Source organism: Legionella qingyii (assembly GCF_003184185.1).
The window spans coordinates 119429-144200 of sequence record NZ_QHJG01000011.1; the positions used below are offsets into that span (position 1 = coordinate 119429).

Genomic DNA, 24772 nt, shown 5'->3' on the forward strand with positions numbered 1-24772 from the left:
ATAATCAATGACATAACTAATTTGACCGTAAAATGGCGAATAGTCGCCGGTCGATATTTAGTTACCGACCATACGCATTTAACGTTGGGTTTAACGTTCGCGATGCACTCGCAATACCGCTACTATTTCGATTTTAGTCGGTTCGCTGATACCTTAACATGTCCGTCCTTTTCCATTTAGGAAATCCGCCAACAAACGGATATAACTAGGTTTAAGGTCATAAATAACGAGATATAACCCAAGATAACCTTTCACAACTCGATTCTGTTCGAGGTAAATAGAAAACCTAATTTCTAAACCGGAGTGGACTAGGAATAGTACATAACGGTTATTAGTACCCCCGATGGTACGACTAAGTTGTTTTTAACTTAGGACGCGGAGGTCTAGGTTACGTTCGTTTTCACTACTACAAAAATGGCCACAATAAATGACGAAATAAGACCTTAAAGGGTCGGCCAAACCAAGACATAACCTATCACTTATTATGGAACAGGTATAACGTTGTTACCATGTAATGTGCATTTATAAGTCTACTTTTTGGTCGGTTTTTTGAACAAGGTCGATTTATTTACTGATGTCTTTGATAGCATCGATATCGATGGGGTGGACCTTCTCCACCCCATCCTTATTAGGCTAATAGGCCAGGTCTTCGTATGAGATAACGGAAAAGAGAGTTACCATTGTTTAGTAATGGTGGTGCGTACCGATGAAAAACGAGGAAAATAAGTAAAACGTTGTTACTCGTGCGGGTCGTTGAACTATGAGACTAACTAGTTCCCTATTACTAAATAAAATTTCGCGGAGTGAGAAAATGACCCCTTCTACAACAACTCTAAGTTCGCGTGCCGAGCGGACAACACGAACTATACGACTGATTTCATACATAAGTAAATCCCCGAGCGAACCGTGCCGGTCCCCTCAAAAGGCTCGCACGCAAATATTTACTATTTTAACTAAATTGAGTTCGACTTCGATAACGACTAAATTAAGTTCGGTCAAGCGTTTGGCGACGCGCTTACCGCAATTTCAGTAATGTCCCACTTAAGAGTTTATTTTATTTATTCAATTTACTTTTCTAATAAATGAACGCAAATATACAACTTCGTCGTTATCTAAAAGGTCTTCTTCTTTAACTAAAGGAATTACTGCCATTTCAGCGCGTAAACGATGTGCTATAAAATTGACTTAATCTACTTTAGGCAAGGGTTCGGTTAGTTCCTCAATAAAATGCACTCCCTAACAGACATCACTAACGACCTTCTGGATTACGTCCGTTTAGTTGCAATTAATTAACAAACCGCCCTGCGCTACACCGATATCAATGACTCTAACGACCGTGGTGAGCACTATAATACGCGCTTGTATAAAATAACCTACTGTAGGGGGAGGTGTAATAACTATGACGGCCAAATGCACTCAGACTACTATAACAGCTTTTCCTTCCCTAATTTTCTCGGACCGTTCTTAACTTTTTCCGACTAACACAAAATGACCAGCAACTACATTTACTAGACCTTGTGGTAGTAATAAATTGATTCCTTTAATCTTGGCGGAACGGTCGCCTTCAAGGCTAATAATGACAGAAGTTATTTTAACTGTGGAATCCAGTGGCACGAGTGTGTTTGTTAGTACTATAGATAGAAAGACGTTTTAGTCCACTTCCTTAACTACCGAATTTCGTTCATTATTTTGTGCAACATCCGATAGTTGGATTGCTTCCTTTAAAAGAACGGTCTTCTGCCGTAAACGTCCGTAACCTACTTCGTTTTTTTAATGAAAGCTGTCCGGTCGTTGTTAACCGTCTCGTAGCACGACCTCTCAATGACCGTCTTCTGAACGCAGACCGTGTAGTTTCAGATACGCTTTATTGTCCGCTCAAATCAAGCCTACTGAATAATCCTGCGTAGAAAAGGTCGAAAACATAACCGTTTATTTAACTAACTATCCGACAAATTAAAACGACCTGTGTTTGGCGGCGTAATAATTCAAAAAATAAGAGTGAAAAAGTGGGGTTTCACTAGAAATGTCGATATTTGTGAAAGAAATGACAAAACTTTGTAATACAATTTTTTTGTTTGTCTTTATAGAACAGTTTTGGTAACAGGTTACTATTGCATATTCAGAATGACAGATAAAAAACACTCCACCAGTACCGAGTAAGTTTTGTATTACGCCTAGAATCATTGCTATTCTTGAGCAAAAAATACGTTGAATTATTCTTACTCGAATTCTGACATCTCCTATAACTTGCAGCACGACTATTCGAGCCAATAGGAAAATAAAATCTTTTAGTTTTTAGAGAACTTCGACTTAAGTGGGTTTACAAACGTCACGACGTTTTCGCTTTTTTTCTTCTATTACTTCGAAAAACCTACATGACAATGATAACGCGATGGGACAATCTCTGGAAGGTATTTCGTATAAGAGTCATGTCATTTCTTCTTCTAATATTTTTTTATTTCGTTGTTTAATTCTTGGCTAACAATTTTTTCCATGTTCTCCTACGGTTTCGTCTCCTTCTCAAGTAGCTTAGTGACTTTTTGTCAAAAGAATTGTCAAAAGTATTAAACTACTTACGTGGTAATGTAGACAGGGTCTAAGCACTAATACACCGAATACGATTGAATACAGCACATATAACCCATAAAACGGCAAATTGAAATCATAGCCCAAATAGAAAACGTTTTCTATACGTGGAATAACTCGTAGACCTAAGTTAAAATCCATGTGTGTGCCTACAGCCAGTTTATTAACTAAAAGAATTACGTGGGTTACCTCATGAATTTATAAAATCACACCCAAATAAAAATTACGCAAAACGTTAACTACGTCCGATGAACCAACTTGTATGAACAAAAGGATGGCTCCTCCTTCTTTTCTTACCTTGATGCCGGATACTCGCTAAATTTAAACTTGAAATATTTGCGGTGACATTAAAACGGTTACTGGACCATACCCGATGTTATTTAAAGGATTGTTTAAAATTAGTATAATGGGTATATGGGCTAGGTTGTCGGCCTCATTATTGGACGCAGAAAAACCCAAAACTGCACACATACTGGGACATATTTACAGTAGACCGGTTCGTCCTTATAGACCGATTTTTCCGTGTTATACTCGTTCTTTACCTTCTAATGGACTTAGTAGGTCTTTTTAAAGGACCATACTGACTATTCGTTTCTAATCGAGTACGTAGTTACGAGGTTGTTGTTGAATTTCTTAACCTTTAATTGACCGCATGATTTCTTTCGTGAAAAATAAAACAACGACGGCGTCGGTGGAACGACTACTACCCTAAGCCACGAAGTAATGATAAATGACCGGGTCCTTATCGACAACGAACAAAGAAACAAACATGAAAACGCCATCGATACATAGAAAGAAGACTACGCATAAGCTTTATGGTTCTCTTTTCGTAAGCGAATCTCCTTCGATGGCTATTTCTTATACGACGCCGTGATTATCTTATGCTTCGCCGTGCATTACTAAAATAGAAGTGCTACTATTTTTTATGCCATTACGGATGTGAAAATTAACGACGGATACGTTGTACAACCGGCCGTCGTTAGCGAAATTGACATAACATATAACCAATACTTTAAATGGTACGGATACTAGTCGTATTATCATTCTTTCTCCGACGATTCGACCGAAACCTACCTGGATTACTTCTTCTATATCTTCGATATGGTGAAGAAGATCTACTTCAAGTCTGCCTGTTACATCTGCCTCGAAGCACAGAAACGATTATTCGCGAGATACTTCTTTTACGAGTCCGGACCAACTCCACTACGTTGGGTCTCTAGAGGTGCAACATCATGTTACAAAGCTACCCTCTAGGGGCCAACGTAAACCTACCGTCCCTTAGTATTATAGACGTGATTTCGCGAGCAGGAACGCCTATTCGACACCTCGAATCCACGTCTAACGAGTTCTCTGTCCACCTAAATGGGACTAATTTACCTAAATAAAAAATAACGATTTCGGAAAAGTATGTTAAGTAAAAATAAGGGTGACGAGTTAAACGTTCGCTAACGATGGCGGACGAACTCACCATCAAGTAGATTATTATGCAAATCTTCAAAAAGCATCCGAAGTCCAAGTAAGCTTTGTCCAGCGCCTCCTTAATTATTATGTTTGAGGGGAAAATGTACAGGGCCTAGACGGTTTTCGGTTAAAAACTGAAGTTCATGTCACGGTCATTATTACGCAAGTTTTCAAAACCAATTAAGAAAACGGTTCTGGTAGAGTGTGCAGACAGGTATTTAAAGCGGTTCCAGTAGGTCCGTGAGGTCTTACGCTACGCAACTAAGTATTTTTTAGTTTCACACGCCAAGACATGCGTTCCGTAGCTCAAATTAAAAAGCCCGTACGACAAAACGACCCTCCTTAGGATTTTTATTTTTCCTTAGCGTTCCTTACGGGCGTCGTGTTTCTCGTCATTAATTACGTGTTCGAGGCCCTTGTCCTCATTGGCCTTAAACGACGACTGCCCGGTTAAAATGGTTATTTTTTGGACCCAGCGATTAATTACCTCAAGGCCGTAGTGACTAATTCCGCTACCTAAAAGGACAATTCTCAACCAGTTATTTTACAAACGAAAATAGTAAAAGTAATACACGCACCTCACTAAGTTCTAATAAAAATTAAGGATTTCTTGAGTCATTGCCACGGCTTACTGCGCATAGAAGTCGATTTTACTATAGTTGTCTGAACTCTTGGAGATTACGAGATTTGCATTATAGGAGTGCCAAAGGATACCCTCAACGTTGTTATATTTCGCATGGTTACGGACAACGATCACTCAATCAGTACCAAATAGGAGAACGCAATAACGAATAAGTTAAGAACTTTTTGTACAATTATTTTTAAGCGCATAAAAAAAATGACTGTAGATGAAAAAAAGAAACGGTCACATGATGGCGTCACTTAGGAGGTCTTTACCGTCGCGGTCACGGACGTAGATTCCATCTTTTCTTTTTTTATCGCTCAGGAATAAGGTTTAGATGACGTTTAATGGAATACGTCCGATTTTTAGTTCTTCCGTAACTATTCGTTGTTAGCAATGAGAGCCGGCGCCCTGCAAACTAAAGTCTGCCAGTTACCGCTGTTCCACGACGATAAAATCGTGTCTGAAGACTGAATTGTGGCCATGAATTACTACTTTTTTTAGAAAATGATCGGGTTTAACTAGAGTAAGCACTGGCTGGGTTATACCGTGCCTTGTTTAATCAATCATATTTCCTTGCACTTCGTAAAAGACGTATGGTTTTCTAGGTCAAAGTACTTGAAAACCGTGTTCGGATAGCACCGCTTCCATTCAGTAACCTCAGCTAATTACTCGCCTATCTTGAACTCTGAAACAACCGGCTACTTCTCTCAGTTCTATTATTATCCGCGCGGGACACCAATTGAGATTGCGCCTACAGTGTTTGTCTTAATTTAAGTAACCGACGATTTCGTAGTTCGGTTAGACAAAATGTTCCGACCTAACCCGACCGTAACTAAAGAGCGTTCATAGCTCTATTGGGTTTTAGAAACGAGCGACGAAATCTCGTCACCGTTAGAGTCATGTCATTGGTGGGACGTCCAGTATAAAACGGATTAGGTGACCTGAGCTAACGTTTATTTTATGCACGAGTTGGCTTTGTCCAACGAGAAAACAATGGACATTCACCAAGAAACGTTCCTGGCCCAAGACGACATGCACTACCCAAATACCGCCGTATATTGTTTTTGTCACTTGTTAGCTACGTCCACTTTTGAATACTATGGTTATTTCCGTTACAACGAAGAAACATAGTTTTTCGTTAACTACTACCGCGACTAATATAACATCCGGGAAATTGGTTTAGTGTTCATCGGTGTCAACGTCGGAATGGTGTAGGACAGGGGTGAGACAATAATTTACTACGTCTATGGTTATAAGTCCTTTTAAGAATAAATAAGCCTGAAAGAGGGCGATTACTTCGTTGGGTCCACCGTTAGTCTCGTTTTCTATTCCCTATATCAGCTCGTAATTAATAACGTGGACGTTTACTTACCCCTTTTCTCTATTGGTTTCGCAAATGCGTTGTTACCGTTTTTTTACCACCTGCTCAACAACTATGAAAAAATATACCAAGATTACTACTAAACTTATTTTTTTACTTCCTAAAAGACGTTTAGTCGTTGTCGGTCGTCGCACTTTTTTTTAATTCCCTCAATAATCCCATATTTTAAGTCGGTTAATAATCAGCGTCTGTTCTAAAACTATACTATAAAGATGACCGGATAGGCAGTTTCCGGGCAGTCTAATACGGAAATGATTTAATAATAATGCGTCCTCTGCAAGGACATATACGATGTCGGTCACAGATACCACCTTCGCGATTGGGTGACTTTCTATTTCTAGAACTACCTCAATAAAAGACACTATAAGGGACCCAAAAGAGCGTAGTCCGTCCTTGAGCGTTAACCGGACTTGTTAAATTGTCAATGTTAGCTAACATACGAAATCCTTATCTGTCAATATGAAACCGGTGGGTTAACTTAGTTAACTACGATAAAGGACGCCTAGCCAGCGTATTACCCCTACCATAAAATATGGAGTTCGGTAGAGTTGTCCAACGTGCATAAAACCTCACCCCCGTCAAGTTTGTTCCGGAGCACGTAAGGAACCCACTCTGCCACATTAACTACTGGATACTCTTTCCGGCATAACGACTTCTTTTTCGAAATCGTATAAATTTTTTCGTTCCAGAACTCAAGTATTGCGTTTTAATGTTAACGGCGAACCCACTTTAACTAAATTAATACGCACTGTTCCTTGTCAACCAAAAATATCTCCATGCAAGCGCGCAAAGATGGGTCAAACCACCACCGTAACGTTCGCAATGAATATGTTTTTTTGTTTTTTATGAGTTTCGTCGCTGAATAATAGACGACCTTGTAGCTTTCATACTGGTTAATCGAGAAGCAAAACTACAACATTCATAACTACCTTTTAGTCGTAGGTAATTAACCTATTTTCTACGTAAACCTTGCCTAATAATTAATTTACATCGGACCCATCGCTTCACCTTGGGCCCTCAAAATAGTAGACTTGTTATTGGTCCCAAGGCGAAGCGAAGTGGGTCCGATGTTTCTTTCATGTTCTATCTCCAAATTATACTACCCTGTTTACCTTCTTGCTCATTCTGTAGACAAACCCCATTTATATCTTTGGTTTTATCGTGAACGACTAAGAAATAGACTAAGTTAGCGGTTTCGGCCCGTTGCAAATCACTTAACAAACGAACGGCTACCGTTTTATAATAACACACCATTACCTCCCAGTTCACGGTTAACGTACGTGAAACGTTCGCGGTACAACTTAGTTAAACTTCAACTTGCGGGCCGAGAAGGCCATTAATTAAATTCATGACTACGCTCGTCAAATTCAATAAGACGTTTACTATTAGTAATATTGGTCCAAAAACGCGCGGTTTAAGTCCGAAATCCTGTTCTTTTGCTACACGACGAAAATAATTGATGGAGTCCATTGAGGCTGTCATACAATATGCGCGAAGTACGGCGATTACTTGCACCCTACCTGTGGCATCGGAATTCGCCTGCACTACCTCCTCACGATCGTTTAGTAAACCCGGGTCTTCTATAACTCGAAGCGCAACACAGTCTATTAAGTCGTGCTTAATCTCTTTACGTGAACAAGTAGAATGTGACGAAAACACTAAATTAACTGGTCAGTAATAAACCAGTCCACAACCCCATTTTTTACTCAAAGTTTAATTTTAGTTAGCGAAAAGAAAATCATTGGTGGAACGACTGTCCTACACAACGACGACAACATTGACCTCGACAACGACCGTACCAAATACTGGCTGCGCCACAGTAATGGTACCTCCGACTACGCGCTAATAAAGTACACTAAGTATTCCGGTATCATTGTTTAGCCGTCAAATCACTAAGCGCTCAATAACACTGATCAAAATTAGCACGCCAAAATGAACATCCGGTTTGTGGTTGTCGAAGAAATGCACTAAATCGGCTTTTTTATCGGGCTTCACGAGGTCCACGTGTAGCTCAAATATTACTTTATAGTCAACCAATAGGATATGGCGAATGTCTCGCGAGATTTCTGTCAAACTATTGGTCAGTTCAGGCGTCGTCTTACAACCGATTTTTCCCTGAACTCAGGCCTAGTTAAGCATAACACTGTCTTTTATTTCATCAAATAGAGTACCCATAGCAATTGCGTGTCGTTCGTCGAGAACGTCAGCTACGCCGCGCCGCTCAATTACCACACTTATTTCATCAATTTTAAAAAGTCATATAAGTGATTTACTTTACAATTTTGTTCCTACAAAACGTCATAATGAACGATCACAAGATAAGACAAATATACCGACACATCCGCCGTATACCTGACCGCGATGATACCAGATGCTGTCTGTATTACACATATTCTTTGACCTACTAATGTCGAATTTATATTTTCACTTATTACGCTATTGACAGCTATTGTTTAAGTTTTTATTACCTACACAATAGCTATAGCGGCACAAGTTACCACTATAAAATCAGAGGCCTGTGCAAGGGTGCCGACTTTACTTTCTCTTTAACTCAGTTGCTAATCGATTCCATTTTCCAATGTCCGCAAATAAATTAGTTCATGTCCAAGCGTGACTTCTCAGGTTAAACTACGATCTATCGACCTATTGCCGCTTTTAAGCGCCCGTTTACAAACGACTACTAAGCTAACTAGGATTACGTAAGTTTTAACAATGAAGTCTAGTTCACCACATAAACTACCCTCTACAGGTATTCCTTGTTCGACTTTTTCATTAATTATACCGTTCTCTTTGGTCGCTACAACATGCACACCATTTTTACGAGTTTATAAAATGAATAGTCCTATTAAGACATCCCATTAGGATTTTTCTCGCGAACTAATTTTATAGTGTATGTTGGTTGGCGGGAAAAATCCTACATACATATAATTACCTTTACGGGGAATAGTCCAGCGAATGCGTAAAAGGAATTAAATTCAACCGCATTATTAGGGCACCTCGGCCAATTGAGAAGAAGTGAATATAGCAATGGAACTAATGTTCCCACCCTAGATTTCACAACAGCTATAAGATCTACTACAAACAATACAAATACTACATTGGGTAGCGATATTGCTCGCTCGTAAAAAACGACGTCCGACCGACGTCATGCAACCTAGAATAGTCCGTACAAGAAAGGAAAACGCTCCAATTATTTGTGATGAATAATGGGCTCAACGCTATTATTCGAGGTGTGAAATTAATATCTGCAATTTTAGATCACATTAACCGAAGGCGTCCTTTTGATATTTCCTCTTTTACCTACTTAATAAATGTATGCTACCATGCTTAAAGTTTAAATCTCCTCAGAGACCTAAAAATAACGTTATTTGACCCGGACCAACTTCAGTTTGCGTGCCTCGTAGTCTTTCCGGCTATATGAAACTATATAGATCGTAGTTGTCTACTAAATCTCGTGTGTTGGGTACGTTTATGTGGGAACGAACTCGAATGAATGTTAACCCTAGGGCTTCTGATAGTTCTCCCCGCTTTAAAACCAGTAAATCGTATGGCCCACCTACTATAGATGCGCTGTACAGTTGCTAATTTTTTACGTCCCCATCATTAATTGGCTGGTGGATCTCTACCCGTATACCGCAAATAAGCAAGCGGTCTATTATAAAGGTAGCTCAACAACGTTTTTCCACTGGGTGACGGTTATGTTCTTGGGACCCATAGTCTCGGCTTACATCCAGTAACCATTAATCTTTAAAACAACCTATGTTCTGTCCTGGCATATAATCCCTTCCGAGTTGAATGGCGGTCTGCGTCACTGTAAACGACCCATATTTTGTATTTGGTAACATCAGATATTAAATTAGTAATTCTAATTAACCACCAGTTAATACCGAAATTGCTAAATATGAACCTTGGTATCATGCTTCCTCATAAGTTTTCCTAACTTTTCTCATTAACCCGGCTTCAAAAAGCCTCCTTTATACCCTGTATGAAGCTATCTCAATTGAACCGGAAGACTACTTTTTCCTCTATCAGAGCGATGTTTTATGCCATCATAACTACCTCAGTGATAGTCATTTGCTTGTCTTTAATAAAGACTTTTTGTCCCGCTGTCGATAGTTGGTTTTCTTGTTCACCATATAAAACGGATAAAATCGACCACCGGTCCCATATGCTTACCTGTAGTATAGTTATCCAAAGAACTACTAGCTTTTAGTCTTACCCTCTTACTAGGACTCCCTTTTAATCTTCGCCTTGTTTATAATTTTAATATACCAAGCCTTCTTGTTGGGTATAGATGCTTTTGATGTCAGTTTCCTATAGAGTATAGTTCTTTTCTTCACTGATTTTATTTTCTTGAGCTCGTGGGCAGAGACGATGTCCCGTCTGTTGAACTTCTACTAGGACGGATAGTTGTTAACTTAGTTTTTTTTCATTTAAATCTTCTACTCGTTTTTTACGAGTACCTCTTTGCCCTACTTAAATACTTACTCGATCTCAGTCGCTCCTTCCTTCCTTCTCTTGGGCTAAATGTTGAACTAAAATGTTTTCTTCTGCCTCTAGCACAACTATCAGAGTACTATCTCAATTTCAATCGTTGCTTTGTTGAACTCCGTACATTTCTTCTAAAACGACTCGCCGTATCTAGACACCCCTTTCTTGGTCTACCACATTATCTTGAGGGTTACCTAATACTATCGGTCGTTGGCTGCGTATCAAATCTATGTCTTGCACACGAGCGCGCTTACCAACGTGATAGATCTTCGTTTTTTCTCATGTTATAGGCTTGGAAGTTAACGAGTTGTCGTCATGTAGTTCACTAACTCAGTCCCGATTCACTACTCAACTTTCTTTTCTATTTCTTACTACCAAAACTATAGTCATATTATAGGTTTGGTGGGTAGCGTTCAGGGTGTTCACAGATATTTAGCTCATGTTTTGATTTTCTCCTTAACAAATTCGATTTAAATGATAGACATCTGCAGCTCGTTCTCCTGCGTCTATCAGTTTATGAATTTCACTTTATTAAAATCATTAGTGACTCACGGGTAAGTGACTAACCGACATAAACCGAGTGAAACATACTTTTATTTTGAAGCATTCAGAATGTAGAATAACCTACGGCGAGAAATTTAATCGCACCACTAACACGTAAAGCAGCATTTAAAATTGGCGGTAGTTTCTAAGTTCATATAGGAGACTTGTCAATAATTGAAATAACGAATCTAGTCCGTAACGAATAAGTATGCGCAACTAAATATTAAGCGCGCCACTTTGAATCCACTTATACACTTGTTTGTTGATTCATTCGCGCCTTAACATGCTGATACCAAACATGTCGATTCGCAATGTAACCAGAAACGTCGAAATACGCGTGATCATATACCATGATTACGTCCTTCAAGTCGTAACGAACCACCATACCAAACATAGCAAGGTTTACGTATAAAACGATCCTTTGATAAATTCATAGTCCCACGCGCAAGTCGGTTTGTCTATCATTTATCGAAGATATTTCCGCTTCGTAATTTCTATCAATATAGGTATAAGGACAAGTGACGCCACAAAAACGATAAATTTTAGTGTGGCAATCGCAAAAAACGCAGCATATAATACTATGACTACTGCGTAACCAAACGGGGCAACTAATAACATTTATTTGTCTTATCCGGACTTTCACTGACTTTACCATAGATCGTGTTTGATGTAATTCGTAGTAAATTGCATAGAATGAATATTGCAATCACTATACTTTAACCCAAGCCCACCAAAGACCTGTAACTTAGAACTGTGAAATAAAAAGAGTTAGCAAAATCCTTATCAACAAACGCCTAATTACATAAAACCACGTGCGTTTCACTGATGGCCGTAAGGCCCATTCAATGTCTTGAAACGACTTTAGTACGAAGTTAAACGTCTATTAGTCCAATTTCTGACGAAGGTACCGTTTTTGTTGGATTAACCCGGTAACCGTAATTGGTAAAAAGATACCCATAAGGACTACTTGAAGTACCTATAAAATGGACATCTATATAATGGACGAGAGCGCGTTTGGCCTCCGTAGGTGATGGAATTTCAGCACGGTTGTTTGCTAAATTTGAATTGGAAACCAAATAGTGAAAGACATAAATAAGACTAATAAAAAATGTCGTAATTCTATTTTCCACACTTTTTCAAATAGTTTCTCAACTGAAATGTCGGAAAATTAGTAGGACCTAAATATGGAAAATTGAATGACGAGCTTCACCAACCAGAGCAACGATTTGGTTAAAGTGACCGTAATGCAAATAAACCATTGAATATACGTCCGCTTAACTATAAGTATAACTAGCGCGACAATTGGAATTTACGACGTTGAAGTAGTTGTGACCGATGACGCTGAAATCCGAGTCGTGTTAAATAAAACCGCGACCGCACCAGTTATAAGGTATATAACCACTATTGTAACGTTCGTAAATAAAAGTACCACGATTGCTAACACATAGAATCAAACCGTGTGCTTCTAGTAATTGGCTAAATTAAAAGTAGGTAACATTTCCCCTATTTATACGTTCGGCGATCAAATTATCGTGTTTAAGTCTCATACTGGCAACAACGCCAACGGAACAATTAACCAAACCCACGTAACCCGTGTCGCTATCCTAAACCAAACGAACCACCGTTTAAGGAACTTCCGAGTCGAGCAGTTGGTCTTTACCAAGGTTACAATGTTCATTTTTACAAGTAGCAACGACCAGATAATCTGCGGCATTGGTACTAACCTCACCCATAGCGTAACAAGAAATGAAAGCGTTTGGGAAAGGAATCGTTGGACCCAAGAACTATTGTGTATTAGTCCCGCGGTCCGCGGGATTAACAATGTCCTCTATTTGTCACCTTTAATTAAATTGTAATTAACATGTTTACGAGCAAAAACGTCGCAAACAAAACAAATGGTACTTCAATCATACCGGAGGTAATCGTTTCCGTTACCTTCTTGCTGTTCTGTTTTAACGACTACCAAATCGACGACGTCTTGCACCAGCTTTTCTTAATCTTGATCGAGTCGTAGCGCATTTCCTACTTAATTTTGTTCGATTCCAAGTTAGTCGTCTGTAGTAACTTTTTCGCTTATTCGCACGACGCGTTTAGTAACTTCTTCGTTTTCTTCGACGCTTCGTACTTCGCGTTTACGTTCACTTTAACCGTGTTCTCGTTAATGACGTTGTTCAGTTAGTGCGTTTTCTACTTAACGCATTTGTCCAACGTTTGAACCGTTATTGACCACGACTCTTTTAAAACTTCGCGCTTTAACTACGGTTCCATTTATGACGGAATAATCTATTGAACTATCTTCTCTAAATTTTACAGACTATCATGGTGGTATCGGTCTGGGATACGATTTCGTTATAAACTTATACGAAATCCCCTTTTTTTTAATCGACTCACCAGTCGTGTAAACTTTTTAGAACGTGTTCGACACGACTACGGACTTCGACTTTTCAAATAACGATTAGGTCGTTGATGACAGCGCGTCGTATAGCTCAACAACGTACGTCGTTAGCTACGTTTCAGTTTACTTTTATTCCGTAATTTGTTAAATTAATGGAACAACCGATGTTTATTTTCTAACTATGACGATGGTCTATAAACACGTGAGATACTTCGTGTAGCACGTCTCGTTCTCTTTTGAGACACACAACTACATTCGTCAAAAAGACTAAATAGTTTACGCGTTGTTGTCGCTAATTAGCTTAGTAATTCAGTCGCGAATGTCGCGTTCCAGAGCAATTTTTAGTCATAACTAGGAAGGAACGAACCACCTCGTTATTAAGCTCGCCCGCTAAATCAATATCTACCAAGTCAAGCACCGTTCGAATTGTTCGAGTCATGTCTTAACCGGCGTATTAAATCTCCTATCAAAGGTACAGTCTTGTTCATCGCAATTTAGGAAGACTTTAGTCACTTAATTAGTCTTTCTTTTATCTTGTGAAATCACATCATAGACTCAGTGCGTTACTTCCATGATAACAGTCAAACTTTCTGCCACAACACTCGAACGTACCGGAACTTCTACGTTACCGACCACTTTACTAACTTAAAGGTCCGCCTTAAATACCAGACCGAGAATTGGAACTTTCTCTGAGCCATCCGCGCCAACAAGAACCACTAATAAGATGAAATCGACTTCCAGTTTTTCCATTTACATGACCGGCATAAGAACTTCAAGGTCAACCCTTTCCTGAAAATCCGGCCCAACAACTACGAAATCCATTAGGTTAACTACCATTTCCGGGTTAGCTACGTCGTCCGTACCGAGGGTAACTTTTTCAACGAGGACCACAATAACGTGCATTTAGTCATCTGGTTGGTCATGTTTGTCCTAATTTTCGTTAGCTGCGTTACTAAGGTCAACCTGCACCTGTCGCACTCGAGTAGTAACCACTGGCAGTTTGTCCTTTTTGTCGTTAGCGTTAACTACGCTAATAATTGGTCTTTCCGTGCCCACAATTCACACAAATACATCGTCAGCCTGTTTTTCGAAGTAGACACCGTCGTTATCATGCATTCGAACTTCTCGTACCACGAAATCTTGTATGGTAGCAGCATCAACGGCCACGTAGACTGAGTCGACGTAATGTTAAGTAGCGTGGGATACGGCCTACGTGGTACCCACTTATGAAGTACCTCGCGCCACTTCTACGTAATTAGCATATACTACTGAATTGATTTGTCCGAACCCGAATAGCTGTTTAAAGTAATAATAATTCTTCTGGTGGACCGGCACTTCGTATAGGACCACTATAAAAGATAAACGTAAGTGCGAACGATCTTTCTCGTCGTGCTTAGTTACGACTACTTCATCTTTTTAATTGATTACCGCTTCAATTTCCTTTTTGTCCTAGTAACTGACGGAATGGCTAATAACTTTGTGTTCGACCACTGCATAGTCGTAAGCAAGGTTGATTGCATTAAAGCTAATGACTGCCAGTCTAAAAGGAACTACAACTAAATAAATTGAGTCCACATTCTGGTCGCTAATTGAGGCCAGAAAGACATAGTGCCCAACCACCACGACGTGTTTGTTTTTAGTACTTTTTCGACCCACCACCATGAGCAAACCGTGACCGAGTTAAGGCGCTTAACCTTCGCAAGAGAGTTAAACGAAGTCTGGAACTACTACGTTGAGCATTTGTCAATCTCGCGCCAGTCGCGTAATGACTCAACTACTTTGTTTTTGTTATAAGAGGTAATAGACAACGTCTTTACCCATGCCGTAACAAACAACAACTTTTTCCAATAAACCTACTACATGGCCATTCACTTCAACGACGTAAACTTCGCAGTAACGTACTGATATACGCATGGAGTGTAGGACTAGATGATGTTGACTAGTTACTTCGCCCGCGAATGCTATTACTGTAACTTCGTTTTAACTTTTTTCGACATCTCCTGAAATTTGCATGCCGTTCAACCATTCAGTTAAATTCCGCTTCACTATAATACCGACCTCGTTTTCTTTAGGCAAGCTTTTAAAGCTCATAATTATTCTGGGCTTTCTAATGAGCACGCTACCTTTACCACCGTCGTTCGTTTTACGCATTTTGAGTCCTTTCTTACGCGCGTAGATTTGGAATACGGTCATTCTAGATGCCACATCATTTTGTATAACGAGCACGAGTAAGTCTCATGTCTGTAGGCAAATACTGGGTAGCGCTCCAATTGGCATAACCAGATTAGCAACAGTGATGTCTAGCGCCAGATACGCCACCAAATTTGCATTTGAACGACGCTCTCTGTTAAGCGTGATAAGCATTGACCTTTCTCGTTCCGTTTCTCCAACTATAACGACAATAGCCGGCATTCCCTGTTCGTAAAAAATTTGCGCAACCGTCATTACAAGAACCGAGTTTTCTGGTAGATCCACTATGCGGTTCATATTTTCTGGAATAGCCATAGCAATTTCAGTACGAACTACGCAAATTATTACCGTGGTAGCTACGTAACGTGCAACATATATTGCTTAAACAATTGTGGTACTGAGTCTTCGGATACCACTTTGTTAATGATGGTAACGGTTTTAGTCTTCTTCTGTCGTGTTGTTACCCCGTAGTAACCCTGATGTAGATGCTTGGACTACGATTCCTTAACGACCTATTAGAAAATCTTGCAATATAGCTTAACGTCTAAATGGTTCGTCATCAACTTTTATAACGAACACTTGTTCGCCGATTTTACTAACGTTACTTTTTACGTTGACTATTACGGCCACTAAACTAATTTCTTAAAGTTAACCGAATATTGTTTCGAGCTGTTCGACGTTAATGAGTTCTCAATCGTCTCTAACAGCCACCGCGTCGGCGAAATATTCTCCCATATTTTACTCGAATCCTTGACATCATCTTTAATAACCGCGCCAACACCTACACCTTAAGGGGGCACTATTACAGGGATTTTAGTTACTACGTAACTTTGAACAACTACCACTAAACCAAAAGCTTCATGTCGTTGTCGACCCACTACCACATCAAGCATGATAACGTTACCCTTGTTGGCTTCCTGAATTCGCACCAAATTTTCGACTTTTATGTCGATTAGGATAAGTTCATGGACAACCATTTTTTTGGGACCCAGCTTAATACCTACAAAACCCAGCAGGACAACTACTACGTCCGGGTTAGCCACGTCTTCTCGTAACCAGATAAGTAGCGTTCGGTGGTTCAATGCTTCTTGTTCGTCCGTCAGTTCTTAACGAACTCTGGCCATAATTTCAATAACTGAACGAGACAGGAAAACGATTTCCCCCATTTCAGCCTGACAAGCCACCACGGCCACACCCGTTCTGACACTTATACTACCTCAATTAAGCTTTGTAGCGCTAACTCGTATCGCCTATGAGACATAAACGCCCACAACCACTCGCATGAGCACTTCCTTTACTGAAGATAGTACTTTACTTTCTGAGTTTACATAACCTATTTCATAGTAACCAAATACCGGTTTACTTACTCGGTGGTCCATTGGCAAATGCTCAACGTAATTGACCGAACTGGTACCGACTTTTTAAGGCACTACTTCCGGCACTGCATAATGATAAGTAACTGTTATAGATAGCTATATGGAACCGTCCCCAACTTCATAGTCGAGACAATCCAGCATACGGGAGACGACACCCAATAGTTGGTTGTGAACGACTTCTTTACCCATACAACGTTCTTGCATAATGAAGATGATTCTGACCAAGATAATGAAGTTAAGTTCGTCATATGCATGGACGACTGCTAAATTGACTGGGCAGTGGTCGTTGATGCAAACGAGTGAACCTACGATGGCAACATAACAGCGCTGTTTAACGACTTGATCCTTAGATAGGACGCCATCTAGGAGACCTAAGATGAAGAGCTGTTAATCTAGGTGATTAACAACCTGTTCTCGTGATGCTATGTCGTGCAGCACATGTTGTTTGTAATGTTGCGATATTTCTTAATTTTCTGTAATAACGCTAAGAACCATACCTGCTTAATAGACTTCTTCTATTTGCACAACAATGGGCACGCGCATTTTAGGTTTCTAAGAATAGAGTTGGTAAGAAGCAACGACTTCATAAATGACCAAGAGGTCCTTTTATGCATAGCAATTTTCTATGCTAATTTCCGAAGGTTCCATAAGAGCGGCCACTTATGCTACTAAATGGACTCGTCCGTAAGATATACCAACCATCGTAACTCCTTCGCCAACGATTTCGATTCTGGAACACTCCATCCGTTTATACTGATCTTGTTGCGTGAATCTATAACAATCACGACTTGTACTTTATAAGAGACCAAATCATCTTTACCATCACCGATGTCCTCTTAATCCGCTTTATCCATAATGTCGGCCAGTACGTGGAAACGAATGTTAAGATTTCGGTCCGCTTCACTCTTAATGAAACAGACCACCGGTGGTTCTTTAAATGATACAAGTTCCACCTTACGACCTTTATGTTGGATTGACACACTGATAAGAACGTCTACACCAACTTGCTCGACTCGTAGAACTACTTCGGCGACAAGACCGACGATTTCGAGTTCGACTCCGCCGTTACCGCTCATTTCCGCCACTTTACCTAATAAGACAACGACGACGGCTTGATCGAGCTCGACAACGTGTTTAAGCGCGATAAGTTTTTCAATCTTTCAGTTAATTTATCATAGTTGAGGTTAGAAATTACAAGGGGAGGGAAAAACACGTTCTCCCTCCGCTAAAAAATTTAGCGACATTTATATTGACCACTTTAATTGGCTTCTAAAATTATTTATAGCAATAAACCAAAACAGTGAAAACTACGACCTTGAGAGAAATTGTCAAACCTATAGTCTTATATTTTGCTGGACTAAAGCAGGTAATAAAAAACGCTTTATATCACGGAATAGCCGACGAAGTTACTCAAGTTGGTCCCACACTGGTACGAGGCCCATCCTTCTTTAAGGTTAGCTTTACCAATACCCCGGTTGGACAACCCGCGGTATAGAATAAAAATTGTACCTATGGCTTAAGGACTACGATAGCCGTGCGAGAAATTATCTAAAACCTAGACGTAACTTCTTATGCTACTGTTTAAGAAGGGGCGGCATAGAGCTACGGTATAGAAGTTACGCATATAGTAGGACGTTATGAAACGGATGAAGAAAGTTTTGTTGCAGAGGTCGTAGCACGGGTTTTCATAGTAATTAGGCAAATTTTACCAGGTTTAGATCGTAGTTTTAACTTTCTCCCTCAAAACGTGCAAGACGAACTACTTCAACAAATTTATCTTTCAGAAGATTTATTGCTGCTAATATGTTTGGCCAATTACCTAGAGCCTAACTAACCATCGCGTCTAAAAGGGAATCTGCATGTAATCGTATCCGGTTTCGCTAATTAAGGCTCTTACGTCACTAGTTCTCATCTACTAGTAGTCTTATGTTACATCACAGAAGAACCAAGTAGAGTTCTTTATTGTTAGGTATTTATAGTAAAACGCGGTAATCTCCATGTGTTACTCTGCGACAGCAAACAAATAGTCGTTAAAATTATACTAGTGTTTAATTTAGTACTACGCTTCCCGAATAACATACTTATACTGGATCCGCTTACCGGGTTGTCACAAGTCCGCACTTTGACCGAAGAACACCCCACCCTAGTGGGGTCCTCCGATGTGAAAGTTTTATTAAAAAACTGCCTACGTCGTGTATATTTATTGGTAAACGTTTTAATTCGCGCGCAACTGTTATAAACCATTGATGTAATAAATTAAGAAGCTCACAAGGTGTTCGTTCATTATACAGCGAGTAAAGTTGTTCGTCACATTAAACGAATAAAAATAGAAAATTACGAACGTCCGGGAATAATTCCAAACATAAATTTAGGAAATCGAGCAGAACGAGAAAGTGGTTAAATCATTATAATGCTTGTTATACATGGCGAGGAAAATGAAGTAATAAATATAACTATTACTCCGAACTCGACTGGAGTATCTGTAAAGCAAGGAATAACTAGAGGTTAAGCTGCAATAAATGTTTAAGGAGTGGCAAATCTCTAAAAAGGGTATTAAGGTATATCCCAGATAAACTTGGCCAATGTAGTCGTTTACGAAGAAGTTCGCCGTAAGGATACCATTAACTAAACCACTTATACGCCGCTTTGAGTGCTACCATACGAAGTAATTTCTAATATTTAGCTGTAAGTGATAAATGTCGTCGTTAGTATAGTGAACGTGAAAGCTCTTACGAAACATTAACATAAAGTTATAAATAAGATGCGGCGAGTCGAAAATCTGACGAACGGTTGAGTATTAAAGGATTATCTTTTCGACGTTAATTCGGTCAGTCCGAGTGTTACGACGGATACTACTAATAGTTTGATCTAAATACTCGCAACGAATGATGTTAAACTAAAGCGAGTAAGTTGTTATGGTAAAGTTGACGTAACTAAAGCAGCGGTTCCGGAGAATGAACTAGACTATAAAGAACAGGAAATACTTGATTCTAGTCCCGAAGGACCCTTGAATTCGATAACACGTAAAACTTAACTTAATGAAGTAAATAATAAAAGTCAGAGACTAAGTGATTTAGTTATTTCACCCATTGTGCAAGTACAACGACTCCTAATAGATACCAATTAACGTCGTCCAGCAACTAAACAAGTCTATCAAGAAAACAGTGCCAAAACTACATAAGTTCCATGTCTAATAGCAACCATTATTCTATCGGGGCAACTACGCTAAGTTATAGTTGATGTCACATTTCATGAAACAGACATCGAACTCAATGAACTATTGATGCCCAGTGGGTAAATAATCTGAGATGTTCTAGAGCTTGGACAAACATACTTATTTACGACTATTACTCATGGTATTATTTGCGGCCATACCTTTAATGCATTTCTTACATGAATGAATCCGCTCTTAATGACATTCATAGATCCCTTGCCGAACTTGAGCAGAAAAGTAGGTAATCAACTTGAGGCATCAGGAAATAATCCTACGTATAATTATGTTAATATATAATAAATAAAACAAACGACACCTACCCTTGCTTTTACTCCGTACCCATACCCAGATTTTACTTAAAAACACAATAAATGTTGTTGAATAAGCTTTATACGATACTATTATGTGTTCCAATAGGTGTCCACTAGTCTATAAATTTTTTGGTTTCTAAAATTTTTTATTAATTAATAGTTAACCAATTTAAATAATATGACGCAACTAATCTTTTTATATGTTTCAATAAGTGTTACATATCCATCAAATAGATAGATGGTCTTGTAGGTTAAACAACTTTTATGAAACGTTGTTTCATAGGATCACCAATTTATTGCTATATTTTGAGTACTTATTTCTTCGTTACTTAGTTCATTGTCTTGCTTTTGGTAATTGACTTAAATGGCTTTTCCGAATAGAACTAATAAGTTACATACAGTAAAACCTGTCTCGGAATGGTGTATAACGTCTACCTAATTTTGGACAAGTCGCTGCGTAATAAATACGTTACAGACTTGACCCAAACTTTCGTTGGCGGTTTATGTTTTTTAGTCGTGCATGGCAACCCCTACATAACCCATTTAAGGTAGGTGTACCACTGTCACGGACAATACTTCGGTACCATAATTACCGCGTCGGTAAAAGCATGGCAATAGGGAAACAGCTACCGGTTCCTTTGACCCCAAGAGGACTACTAGGATTTAGGAAACGGCGTTACGCAATATGCCTTCGAGCCAATAGCGGAATACGCCTTCAAAATGAAAGTCTCAATAATGTTCCATGCCATCTAACCCAACTGTTAAAACTACCTTGCGATGTTCTTGGCCGTAATAATGGTCGTGCGAACGGCTTATAGAATAATTTACCACGTTGTCCATAACGACACCCATACCGAAGTCTATAAAACGGGGTATTAAACTGGCTCCACCGATTACGAACACAAGTAAATAACCTATTAGGCGTGCGTCTAAATTGGCGTTACTGGGTTATATAGTTTCCGGGACTAAAAGGCTGGCTTCGTCTTTAGTAATGAGGCGGTGTTCGGTATCGCTCATACATACGCTGTCCATTACCAAGTTAATTTTACGCACGACAAATATCAGTCCTTTTTGTTTTATATCAGTAGTGCCGAAACGGGATAGTCCAAAGACCACGGTTCCATTATCTCGTTTAGCGCAATGTCTACGTCGTCTTTTTTGAAGGATACCACCTCCTAAATGCACTACTTAGGCTAGTACTTGTAGGATGCGCTGACCAATAATAAGGTGCAAGTTTGGCTCAGCTACGGCTTCCTAACTACAGTGTAAATAAACGTTGGTGTCTAAACCTTGCATCAATAGCTCAATTAAAATTATACTATCCCGAGCTACCGTCTGGTTCTCATTTTTTAAACGACCTATAAGACTGGCTTACCAACAGAATAGCTAATTGTCATCACTTCGCTGCTAACCTTATAGCAAACCGTTTTCACGAGCTAGCATAAGTACAAGAACTTCCGAATGACTATCGAATAGACTTGTAGCTACTTCAGTAGCGGTAGTAAGCACTTGTACTCGTCGGGTTCGTCCCTAATTACCGAGCAAAATTGGAGTCACTAGCGGTCCGTCTTCGGTAAAATCTTTACTTTAACGCAGTAAATCGCTTTGACCTTCTCTATTTCTATGCACCGCTTGACCTACTCGAAACACGACTCGCTCTATTGGACGTTTTATAAAATCGGAGTCTCGTTGCTAATTTTTGAAACTAATTTCTTCTTTAATAATCTCTGTCCCTACTCAAACCGCTACGTGCAGCAAGTGGTTAATAACACGCTGTTCTTAGTGTTCGTAATTTTCTTCTCCTATAAAATGGATTACTCGGTTAATGCCATCACGAGAGATTTTTTCCGACCCACTCTCGGCGATTTCCAATACTACATTAGCCTTCGCTCAACTCGATATTTCGACCACTACTTAAATTCCGAGTCCGGTACCGTGCAAGTTTAGTTGTTCAGGAGAAAAAGCTATCGCTCCCGTTTCAAATAAGAAACGGCCCCGTACAAAACGGTAGTCGAGCTCCTGTCCCACTTGGGAACTGACCCTTCGAATTAGGCCGACTTCCTCGTGAGAAACTTCGCCATCAACCGCCACTTCGCCTCGTCAACCACAATAACCGTACACTACGCCCTATACCAAAATAGCGATTCTAACTACTAGAAATGCATTTTTTAGCGTTGCCGTTCCGGACATAGTTCAACGGACTTAGGTCGGTTTAAAATAGTGGCGCGCATGAAGGATTTGTACTCCTCAACAAACAACGCACACGTTGTTCACGACCGGCTAATGAATAAAAAAGGCGCTTTCTTCATGGACTCAATAGAGCACCTTTCCCTTTATTTAATTAGTCATAAGGACGACGCTTTCGGCGTAGTGCACTTCTCATACACTAACTGAACGTTCACGAAAGGCGTCTACTAAGGGAGTGTCACGTACGCCCATTTGCAGTAAAATGGAACTTTCCACGGCTAGACCTCGTAATATTTCCTCTCGCGCCTGCTGCTCCATTAGCTAACGGTGCACCGAACGTTTTACACTGGGTTAACGTTCAATTATGGGGTCTTATTAGATATTTAATCTAACATCGGACCCCACTTCAGTAGCGTCTTTGGCCCATCACTTAAGAGTCCAAGATGACGCGACGTAGGTCCGTTTATTACCACTAAGGTAGCAAATTAGCTACCCTAAATGCGATTACTAGACAATTTATTAAGTATCATCACTATTTCACGAACTTCGTTATTCGATTACACTAAAGGTTATTACCTTTTATCAAATCTATCCCTTCAGAATCGTGGGTACAATTTTTAAAAATGGAAACAACGGACGGACAATAACTCGAGGACAAAATACCAACCAGGATTAATATTTCTCGGCTATTTTGGATAACGACGGGTAACCGGCTTCTTCCTACGTTGCCATTTTCTTCGTGGTAAATTTTGCTGTTTTACCACCGTCCAAAAAGTACTGGGGCATGATTGGAGTAATTAAATAGTTCCCATAGTATTGTTAAACTGCGAGGTCTCACGGCCCCATTCCCAAAATGTTTGGGCCCGTGATAACCGGGTTAGCCATCCAGTCGACATAGGCGTTGTTGTCCGCCGGTAACCATTAAAGTGGATAATACTCTAACCACCACCGCTCGACGTCTGTGAAAACGGAAGTAGGAAACTTTGCAATAGTAACCCAAAAAGACGCTTAACCCTTTAACTAAAAACCCCATTTATAGCTTCTCGTTAAGTCCGGTTACTACGATGTAAAAATAGAAGAGAACGACGTATACTATTACGGAATCAGTGAGAATGGCGTCTATAACGGTCATGCATGTAGGTTTAAGCATGAATACTCTTTGTTTAGTTCCATTGCTTTCGCTTGTAGCAGCACGTTTCTCTTCCTAATTTCTATCGGGCGCGAGCTATATTACGCCCGGTTTGCTTAGAGTAACTACAGCTCGTTCGGGTCTGTCTCGAAAGTGTTTGTCTTCGGAGAAACGGAGGGAACCACTGGTTAAATCTCGTCGTTTTTTTACGTAACCGAGAAAATAATCCATGCCACGGATTGCCACAACTACCCCTCAACTCCTTTTCGTCTCCCTAAGGGTTGCGTGGAAGTTGACATCGACAACCGTAAGGGGCTCTTCAGAACCGAGCTGCTGGCCTATAAGTAGTTCGCGCAAACCTGCGCTACCGTGTTAGGCGATTTTATCCGCGTTGTTTTCGGTTAGAAAAGGGGAGAAATCGTAATTTACCTTGTAAACAAAAAAGAAGTTTATTATAACCAGTTTTAAGCGAAAGCCTATATAAGGTTACCAGTTTGGCGAGGTATTGGCGTCCGGGACGCGACTGAACCGGTTATGAATTGATACCCGTTTAATGGTTGCGCCATGCTCGCGTTCTACGACGTAAGGTTGTCAGAAATAATTCGATGCAGTTAAATCACGAATTTCGCGTCGTTCTTCAAGTTTTATCATAATGTCGGATATAGCTCCGTTTTTTCCGTCTCGCACGAAATTGGTTCCGTTTATTGCGACGTTAATTTTGTAACTTTGATCGTTATTATGCAATACAATTGCCCCTTCAACTAAAGTGTGGCCATAACTTACGACTCGTTGTTGTTAATTCGCATGTCTGCAGTGAACAATTACGTGTTCGCTTATAAGGAGACCGTAATCAGAGAGACATAGCACGCGAACCACCACCAAC

At 39.8% G+C, this 24772-nt stretch carries 3 protein-coding genes; all 3 read right to left on the bottom strand.

The features are described 5' to 3' along the window. Positions 1–15462: 15462 nt before the first annotated feature. Complete coding sequence (locus DGG96_RS20800; protein WP_165831594.1) at positions 15463–15633, bottom strand: hypothetical protein; 171 nt, start codon at positions 15631–15633, stop codon at positions 15463–15465. Positions 15634–15717: 84 nt separating this feature from the next. Beyond that, on the bottom strand, positions 15718–15987 hold the full coding sequence (locus DGG96_RS08400) for a hypothetical protein (RefSeq protein ID WP_110142281.1): 270 nt from the start codon (positions 15985–15987) through the stop codon (positions 15718–15720). A gap of 1897 nt (positions 15988–17884) precedes the next feature. Beyond that, on the bottom strand, positions 17885–18124 hold the full coding sequence (locus tag DGG96_RS08410; RefSeq protein WP_110142283.1) for a hypothetical protein: 240 nt from the start codon (positions 18122–18124) through the stop codon (positions 17885–17887). Positions 18125–24772: the final 6648 nt, after the last annotated feature.

Excerpts from the sequence above, each read along its gene's own strand:
- DGG96_RS20800 (WP_165831594.1), bottom strand. The coding sequence starts at position 15,633 with ATGCGTAAAACGAACGACGGTGGTAAAGGTAGCGTGCTCATTAGAAAG.
- DGG96_RS08400 (WP_110142281.1), bottom strand. The coding sequence starts at position 15,987 with ATGGCTATTCCAGAAAATATGAACCGCATAGTGGATCTACCAGAAAAC.
- DGG96_RS08410 (WP_110142283.1), bottom strand. The coding sequence starts at position 18,124 with ATGAGCGGTAACGGCGGAGTCGAACTCGAAATCGTCGGTCTTGTCGCC.